The 8,099-nt window shown below is 38.8% G+C and carries 8 protein-coding genes and 1 rRNA gene; 1 reads left to right on the top strand and 8 read right to left on the bottom strand.

The features are described 5' to 3' along the window. Window positions 1-105: ribosomal RNA gene (rrf, locus tag P1X15_RS32280) — 5S ribosomal RNA — on the top strand; the annotation flags it as partial. A 92-nt stretch (window positions 106-197) separates the two neighbouring features. Here rrf and P1X15_RS32275 read toward each other — a convergent pair. The 8 genes from P1X15_RS32275 to purU form a co-directional block, all read right to left on the bottom strand. Beyond that, window positions 198-419 (bottom strand): DUF2795 domain-containing protein, encoded by a 222-nt coding sequence (locus P1X15_RS32275; RefSeq protein ID WP_013927448.1) that lies wholly within the window; start codon window positions 417-419, stop codon window positions 198-200. 140 nt (window positions 420-559) lie between these two features. Continuing rightward, window positions 560-1,060, bottom strand: coding sequence for an NADH-quinone oxidoreductase subunit C (locus tag P1X15_RS32270; protein ID WP_277342231.1), 501 nt, complete (start codon window positions 1,058-1,060; stop codon window positions 560-562). After that, on the bottom strand, window positions 1,053-1,571 hold the full coding sequence (gene nuoB / locus P1X15_RS32265; RefSeq protein ID WP_277342230.1) for an NADH-quinone oxidoreductase subunit NuoB: 519 nt from the start codon (window positions 1,569-1,571) through the stop codon (window positions 1,053-1,055). The genes P1X15_RS32270 and nuoB overlap by 8 nt, the downstream gene beginning before the upstream one ends. Before the next feature lie 4 nt (window positions 1,572-1,575). Beyond that, on the bottom strand, window positions 1,576-2,295 hold the full coding sequence (locus P1X15_RS32260) for a phosphatase (RefSeq protein ID WP_277342229.1): 720 nt from the start codon (window positions 2,293-2,295) through the stop codon (window positions 1,576-1,578). Window positions 2,296-2,388: 93 nt separating this feature from the next. Then, the gene (locus P1X15_RS32255; protein ID WP_277342228.1) at window positions 2,389-3,591 is read right to left on the bottom strand and encodes a DUF1501 domain-containing protein; all 1,203 of its coding nucleotides are present in this window, start codon (window positions 3,589-3,591) and stop codon (window positions 2,389-2,391) included. Between the two features lie 48 nt (window positions 3,592-3,639). Beyond that, window positions 3,640-5,076 carry a DUF1800 family protein gene (locus P1X15_RS32250; RefSeq protein ID WP_277342227.1) on the bottom strand — a complete coding sequence of 479 codons (1,437 nt, stop codon included), beginning with the start codon at window positions 5,074-5,076 and terminating at the stop codon, window positions 3,640-3,642. Between the two features lie 120 nt (window positions 5,077-5,196). After that, the gene (locus P1X15_RS32245; protein ID WP_277342226.1) at window positions 5,197-6,810 is read right to left on the bottom strand and encodes a sodium/sugar symporter; all 1,614 of its coding nucleotides are present in this window, start codon (window positions 6,808-6,810) and stop codon (window positions 5,197-5,199) included. Window positions 6,811-6,959: 149 nt separating this feature from the next. Then, entirely contained in the window at window positions 6,960-7,787 is an 828-nt protein-coding gene (purU, locus tag P1X15_RS32240; RefSeq protein WP_277342225.1) for a formyltetrahydrofolate deformylase, read from the bottom strand. Window positions 7,788-8,099: the final 312 nt, after the last annotated feature.

Here is an 8,099-nt window from a genome sequence, read left to right as displayed (position 1 = left end):
GTTACAGGGTGGGTGTTCACCTCTTCCCATTCCGAACAGAGAAGTTAAGCCCCGCTCCGCCGATGATACTGGGATAACACCCGGGAAAGTAGGTAGCCGCCACGATATTAACAACTAAAGCAGTTCTACAAAGAACTGCTTTTTTTTGCCCTATTACTCCCCCTTATAAAAAGAAAAGCCCCAGAAAGGGGCTTTTTTTAGTATTCGTCTTCATTAAAGAAGAAATCATCTTTGGTCGGATAATCAGGCCAAATTTCTTCAATACTTTCATAAGGTTGACCATCGTCTTCAAGCTCTTGTAAATTTTCAACAACTTCTAATGGCGCTCCTGTACGAATAGCAAAATCAATTAATTCATCTTTGGTTGCTGGCCAGGGGGCATCCTCTAAATAAGAGGCTAGTTCTAGTGTCCAATACATACTTAATTTCTTTTATTAGTTTTAAAATAAGGTTTAAAAACCAAGAAAACTTGCCAATCCAACGATTTTCTTATCAAAATTGTTGCGAATGATAGCATTTTTTTTGATTATGTCAAGAAAAATTTTTAATTCACTGATTTTCAGGATTTTATCTTTATGCCATGATATAATTCTTCTTCTTGATAATCTTTCCGAAGTGGGTGACCTACCCAATCATTAGGAAGCAAAATTCGACGTAAATCTGGATGTCCCTCAAAAACAACTCCTACTAAGTCAAAAGCTTCTCTTTCATGCCAGTTAGCAGTTTGCCATATGTGACTTACACTAGGGAGGGAAGCTTGTTCGATTTCTCTAGGTATTCTAACTTTAAGGGTGCAGCTTCGTTGGTATGGAATAGATGTTAAATGGTAGATTACATCTATATTACCTTTGTCTGGGCCATTATCAATGGCTGTAATAGATGCTAAATAATCAAAAAAAAGATCTTTATCATCCTTTAAAAATTGACATATCTCTAATAAGCGAGAGGATGGTATTAGCAAAATAGGTTGGAGTGATTGGGGGTTGATAATAGTAGCTGATTCTGTACTAAATTTTGCTTCTATTGCTTGATGAATGTCGTCTACATTTATCTTATTCATTTTCCATTTCTATTAATAATTGTGGAGCAAGCGGGTGTTCGTGACGGATTTTCTCCTGTAATTTAAGAAACCCTCCAATAAGACTTTCGGGGCGAGGTGGGCAACCCGGCACATATACATCTACCGGAATGATACGATCCACCCCTTTTACTACGTGGTAGCCATGTTCCCAATAAGGTCCTCCGCAATTTGAACAACTACCCATCGAAATCACATAACGAGGCTCGGGCATTTGTTCATATAAACGGCGAATCCTATCGGCCATTTTAAATGTTACTGTTCCTGCTACGATCATTACATCCGATTGACGAGGTGAAGGCCTTGGAAAAATTCCGAAACGTTCTAAATCATAGTTTGAGGCATAAGAAGCCATCATTTCAATGGCACAACAAGCGAGTCCAAAACCCATTGGCCACAATGATGAAAGACGCGACCAGTTGAGTAAATCTTCTACGCTTGTTAGAATAATCCCCCCATCGCCTGTTTTGAGTCTATTATCTTGAATATTCATGAAATTAAAAGGGTTGAGCTTCAAAAGCTCCTTCAACCAAAGTAAAAAGGTTACTTTTTATGGTTTGGCGTTGAGTTAAATATTGATCATAGTCAGGATAAAAAAGCTGTCTTTTGGCAATGGTTTGTTCAAAAACACCTCTAATCCCTAATAACAGCTCGCAGCCTTCACGTACAGCAAAGTTTCCTCCTTCTTGGGCTGTAATATAGTCTACAAGATTGTTTTCAACAACGTATTTTTGAAAAAGAGGGTTTCCTTGATGACGTATCATAATGCGAAGTCCGCATTTGGCAGCAATAGACAAGTCTAAAGCATCATCGAAAAAAAAGGCTATTTCGTCAAGAGCTAAGTTATAAGTTAGCATAAAGTGTTCTAAAGCCGCTATTTTATGCTTAATTCTATAATAACACCCATGAAAATGCTCTCGTTGGGTAAGTTGAAAAGAAAAGACATTACGTTCTCCAGAAATAATAGCTACATAAGGCATTTGACCATTTGTGGACAGCCACCATCCAAATCTTAGTAAATTGGTGCCCATAGAATCTACTTCGCTGAAGTTACTACTGCCATTCTCATTTTTGGTCGCATCATTGAACACGCCATCCCAATCAAATATAAAAGCTTTAATTTTTTTAGTTTTCTCAACAAACTCTTCTTTCGAAATAACAAGAGTAGCACCAAGATCTGTAAATGTATTAAATATAGAATCAGTAGATGTGAGCATTATTATTTTATTTGGGAAAACCAAAAGTAGGTAAAAGTGTTGAAACTATCCATAGAACAAAAAAGCCTTTCACCGCAATGAAAGGCTTTTTTGTTAGTATAATTTTAATGGTTTGAACTCACTACCTAAAACAAGTTTGGAATCTGTTTTGAGCCAGTCGTCTAAAAGAGAGGCATATATTTGCCTAAAATCTATTGAATACTTTAAATCTCCATTATCTAAATCTGTCAAGTTAGGGGCCTCGGTCAATATGGCTTTAGTTCTCTTGGGGCCTCCAATCAAAAAAACATTATTGGCGGTGCCGTGGTCAGTACCATTACTAGCATTTTGTTTTACTCGTCGGCCAAACTCACTAAATGTCAATACCATCACATCATCTAGACGTTGGTTAGCTTTGAGGTCATTAACAAAAATATCGACTGCTTCGGCATATTGACGTAGTAAGCGGTCTTGTTGGTCATTTTGGCGGATGTGTGTATCAAAACCAGACAAAGAAACGTAATAAACGCTGGTGCTAACGCCGGTTAAAATAAGTTCGGAAATAGTTTTTAAACTTTTCCCTAATTCGGTGGTGGGGTAAATGAAACGTGATTTCGAAATTTTTGATTTACTATGTACATACGCTGCGGAAGATACAGTACTGGCTAGAGTTTTATATAAATATTCAACGTTTTCGTGATGAGCGGCTGGAGTCGAATCAGCCACTAACTTCACAAAAGCATTTTGAGTTTGGGCATATAGTTTTTCAGGATTTTGAAGAGACAAACCATTAACGTTCTTACCTTTTAAAGCAAGACTCAACGTGTCGTCAATTTCCAAAGCTTGATGAGGAAGACACGATTTGCCACTACATTGCGCATCTAGGTAGCGACCTACCCAACCCGTAGAAAGGTATTGGTCAGAGCTGCTTCCTGTTTGCCAAATATCCATCGAACGAAAATGAGAGCGGTCGGGGTTAGGATACCCTACATTGTTAATAATCGACACCAAGCCATTATCATACAAACCCCTAATTTTATCTAAAGCCGGATTGAGGCCGATTTCGTCAGATAAGCGTAGCACACTTTCCTTTTTGATTGCAATGCTAGGGCGCTCTTGATAATAAATATCATTTTGATAGGGTACGACTGTATTTAAACCGTCATTTCCACCAGATAGCTGGATGATTACGAGGACTTTTTCACTTGAGGGAATGTAGCCCAAATGCTGCCTCTCGTAAGCTTTCAGAAACTGAGGGATGAGTAAAGAACCTGTAGTAATGAAAGCTGAGTTTTTTAAGAATTCACGACGTTTCATAATCAAATGGTTTGGTGGATGGTTTATACTTAAAGGCAAACGATAAACTTAGCATAGTTGATATTCGGGTAAACTCATTAATGACACCACCCACTTTTGGACAATTTCACTTTGCTCGTTGTCTTTGATTCTTTCTCCTAGTTTATGAATGATTTTATCATTTATAGGTACCTGTAACAAATAGGATGCCAATACCCTGCCAAGTTCATTTTCCTTGATACCAAGGAAGGGTTTACTTAAACCCTCCCAATTGACAGATGCCACAAATTTGTTTTTTTGTTTGATAACCTCTTCGTTGGCATCGCCACTGTCTTTTACGTTATAATGAATGCTTTCGTTGCGAAATAGTACTCTTGGAAGTTGCATTCTTGCCAAAAGACTTGAACTATCAATCCAAGATTTGCCGCCAGGCCATCCTGCTACGTTAGGAGGGTTGAAGAGTACTTGGCCTAATATTTTTTGAGTATATAAAACGGCACCTTTATCTTGAAACTCTACGCCAAGGCTGCGCTGCATTCCTGCTAAAAGCTCTACTGGCGATTTGATTTGGGTTCCAATATTGGTAGAATCATAAAACCACTCAGAAGTGAAAATAAAACTCATTAGGTCTTTGATGTCGTATTGGGAATGGAAAAAGCGTTTGGCCATTGCTTTTACATGATTCTCATTGATGCGCTCATTGACAAAATATCGATATACTTTTGTGCACACAAAATAAGCAGTTTGAGGGTTTGAGAGTAGCATTTCAATGACCTCTTCCCCTTTGAAATTACCTGATTTTCCAAAAATTGTTTTGACTCCTTCATCATGAAAAAACTTCCGGAATACAAACTCCCCGTCCAGGTTAAAACCCCAACCCGTAAAAGCACGTGCTGCTTCTTTAATATCCTTTTCGGTATAATGCCCTCTTCCTAACGTAAAAAGCTCCATTACTTCTCTAGCAAAATTTTCGTTGGGGCTTTTTTTGCGATTTTGCTGATTGTTGAGAAATTGAAGCATCGCTGCATCTTGAGAAACTGCCAGCAGTAAATCCCCGAATTTGCCTAATGCCTTGCTTCGTAAAGTATTGTTTTGTTGTTGAAGAAAAAGAGCGGATCGGCTTTTACACGCAAAATGGTTGTGCCAAAAGAAGGTCATTTTTTCGCGTAAGCCATTGGTATCATGCCCCATCCGAGAGAACCACGCACTATTGAGGTTGGCAATGGTTTCTCGCCGTTCTTTTATGAGGGCTTTTAGCTGAGTGCTTCTGTCGACATTTGCTGATGCACTATCACTCTTAAGTTCTCTTTTTCGATTTTTGTAATCAAAATCTCTTTCCAGCGGTACCTCCTGAAGAGGAGTGCTGGGATGATTCTCGTTCAATATATCTTCCGCAATTTGGTGAATGCTTTTAGAGAAAGCCTTCTTGATTTCTTGAGGAGTAGCTCCAAATCCTGCTCTCCAAAAAAGATGCTGGATTTTACGTTGATGTTGGATAGCGCTCATGTGTTGATTACATTAAACGTGACTCCGATTAGAGAGATATGGCCCTAAAAGGTTTAAAATATAAAAAAAATACCCCTGCTTTGGCAGGGGTAAATGAGTATTGACTGCAACAAAGTGTTACTACCAAAATACGGTATAAAGAATAGTCAATATCACAATCACTACCGCAGTACCTACGGCAAAAGAGCCTTTGATTTTGAACATAGAAGAATCAATTGAGAGGCCTTTATGGCTTGGCTGCCACAACCCTAGCACAATCATCACTGCTACACAAATCAGAAATACGATACCCATACGATCTAAAAACGGTACGGTAGTCCAATCGATGCCTGGTAGCCAGTTGTTGTGCATTGAAAAGGCAAGCAAAAACCCGCCAACAATTGCAAAAAGGGCGCCCGCCGAATTGGTTTTTTTCCAAAAGAAACCCAACAAAAATGCGGCAAAAACGCCAGGCGATACCAGACCTGTCATTTCTTGAATAAATTGGAACCCACCTTTTTTATCGATACCCATATAGGGTGAAATAATAATAGCCAATATCATTGCTACGACAATGGTAATCCGTCCTATCCAAACCAATTTTTTCTCATCCGCATCAGGGCCTATGTATTTTTTGTAAATGTCTAATGTAAAAATAGTGGAGATACTATTGGCTTTTCCGGCAAGGGAGGCCACAATGGCCGCCGTTAAGGCGGCGAAAGAAAGACCTTTGAGGCCAACGGGAAGCAGATTGAGTAGTACAGGATAAGCGCGGTCTTGGTTGAGCTCTCCTCCTTCTAACATTTCTACTTGAAATAACCCTTTTTGATAAAGAGTGTAAGCCGCAATACCCGGCAAAACCACAATAATAGGCATTAGGAGTTTTAAGAATGCAGCAAAAAGGATACCCTCACGGGCAGTTTTGAGGTCGGCTCCCAAAGCTCGTTGGGTGATATATTGATTACATCCCCAATAATTGAGGTTTACAATCCACATTCCTCCAATCAATACCGTTAGGCCCGGTAAAGCCATATAATGAGGATGCCCTTCTTTAAAAATCATGTGAAAGTGATCCTCAGATTTTTCGAGCATAGTATTAAAAGCCGCAGAAATACCAGACACCCCAAACTCATTCGATACCAAATCCAGCGCTAAATAAGTGGTAGCTAAACCTCCCAAAATCAAAAAGAATACTTGAATCACATCGGTATATCCAATTACCTTCATGCCGCCAATTGTAATGAATATGGCAAAAATAGCCAATCCCCACATACAGACAGTAAAATCAATTCCTGAAATAGTTGATACCGCCAATGCCCCTAAAAATAGGATAGAAGTAAGGTTGACAAGCACGTACAAAAACAACCAAAAAATAGCCATAATAAGACTAACGGTGGTATTGTAACGTTGGTTGAGGAACTGAGGCATGGTAAAAATGCGGTTTTTTAGATAGATGGGCATAAAAAATATCCCTACTACGAGAAGGGTCGCTGCTGCCATCCACTCATAGGTAGCAATTGCTAGCCCCATCGAAAAACCATTGCCCGACATCCCAATAAATTGTTCAGCCGAAATATTGGAAGCAATGAGCGACGCCCCAATCGCCCACCAAGTGAGCGAGCCTTCTGCCAAAAAAAAGTCGGTAGTACTAGCTTCTTGGGATTTTTTGCGCTGATAAATCCAATAGCCATAGCCAGCCACAACGATAAAATAAAAAAGGAAAACTAAATAGTCGAGGGTTTGTAGTTTTTGCATAGTGCAAGCAATAGGTTAGTGAAGGGGGTTAAAAATGACACGCAAGATACTGAAACCTAAATAATATTTTAGCGCTATTAGACTTTATGTTGATTTTGTTGTAATAAAGACGGTGTTTGAAAGGGAACTTTAGAATCTATATGGCGCATTTAGAGAATAATAGTTCGATTGCCGTGGATAAATACCCGATCGTTGAACACCAATTTTATTGCTTTTGACAACACAAGTTTTTCAGTGTCTTTGCCCAATGTAGCCATATCAACTGCCGTAAAACGATGATCTACTTCTTTTACATCTTGAGCTATAATGGGGCCTTCATCCAAATTATCGTTTACAAAATGAGCGGTCGCTCCAATAATCTTTACACCTCTTTCGTAGGCTTGTCGGTAAGGTGCTGCTCCCATAAAAGCAGGTAAGAAAGAATGATGGATGTTGACGATTTGATTGGGGTAGTGTTGCACAAATGTAGGGGTAAGTACTCTCATGTATTTAGCCAAAACAAGATAATCGGGCTTGTATATATCAAGAGTTCGTAGGATAGCTTCTTCGTGTTCTGGGCGAGTCCGAAATTCGTGAGATATAAAATGAAAGGGAATCCCAAACTTACTTACCAAACTTTGAAGATGATTATAATTGCTAATCACTGCTGAAATGGTAGCATCTAATTCATTAAAAGCGTATCGAATAAGCAATTCGCCCAAGCAGTGATGTTCTTTCGTAACCAAAATGACGATTTCCTTTTTTTTCTTAGGGTTCAGACGAAAGTTTAATCCATCGGGCAGAAAGCTCGAAAGATCTTTCATTATTTTTTGAGGGTCCCCTTCTCCTTCAAACTCAGTACGCATAAAAAATTGACCTGAAGGGCTTACATATTCATCCTGACTAATGATGTTTTGATTGTGATTGTATAAAATATGGGTAACACCATAAATGAGACCTTTGTGATCGGGGCCATCCATCAAAAGAATATGCTTCATAAAAAACTTTGATAGTGATTAATAAAGATTAAAAGTAGGATTTAAGTATATCCTAATTATGAAATCATTCCATCAAAAAAACGATGTGGATTTTGGGGGACAACAATGAAGCACTGATCAACAATTCATGAAGGCGTTAGCCTTTTTTTCGCTGGAGTGAGAGCCAATATACCTTATTTAGATATATGAGGGGTGGGCATAAATAGGAACCAACGAATGTTAAAGAGTTGATGACCAAATCAATCCAATTACACACGCGGTTCCATGCAAGCCAAATTACTGTATTTATCTGACTTTTTGAATACCTGTTGG

Origin of the sequence: Runella sp. MFBS21, from assembly GCF_029433105.1 — a bacterium.
GTDB lineage: Bacteria > Bacteroidota > Bacteroidia > Cytophagales > Spirosomataceae > Runella.
The sequence above is the reverse complement of the archived record's forward strand: the minus strand, read 5'-3'. Positions and strand labels throughout refer to the sequence as shown.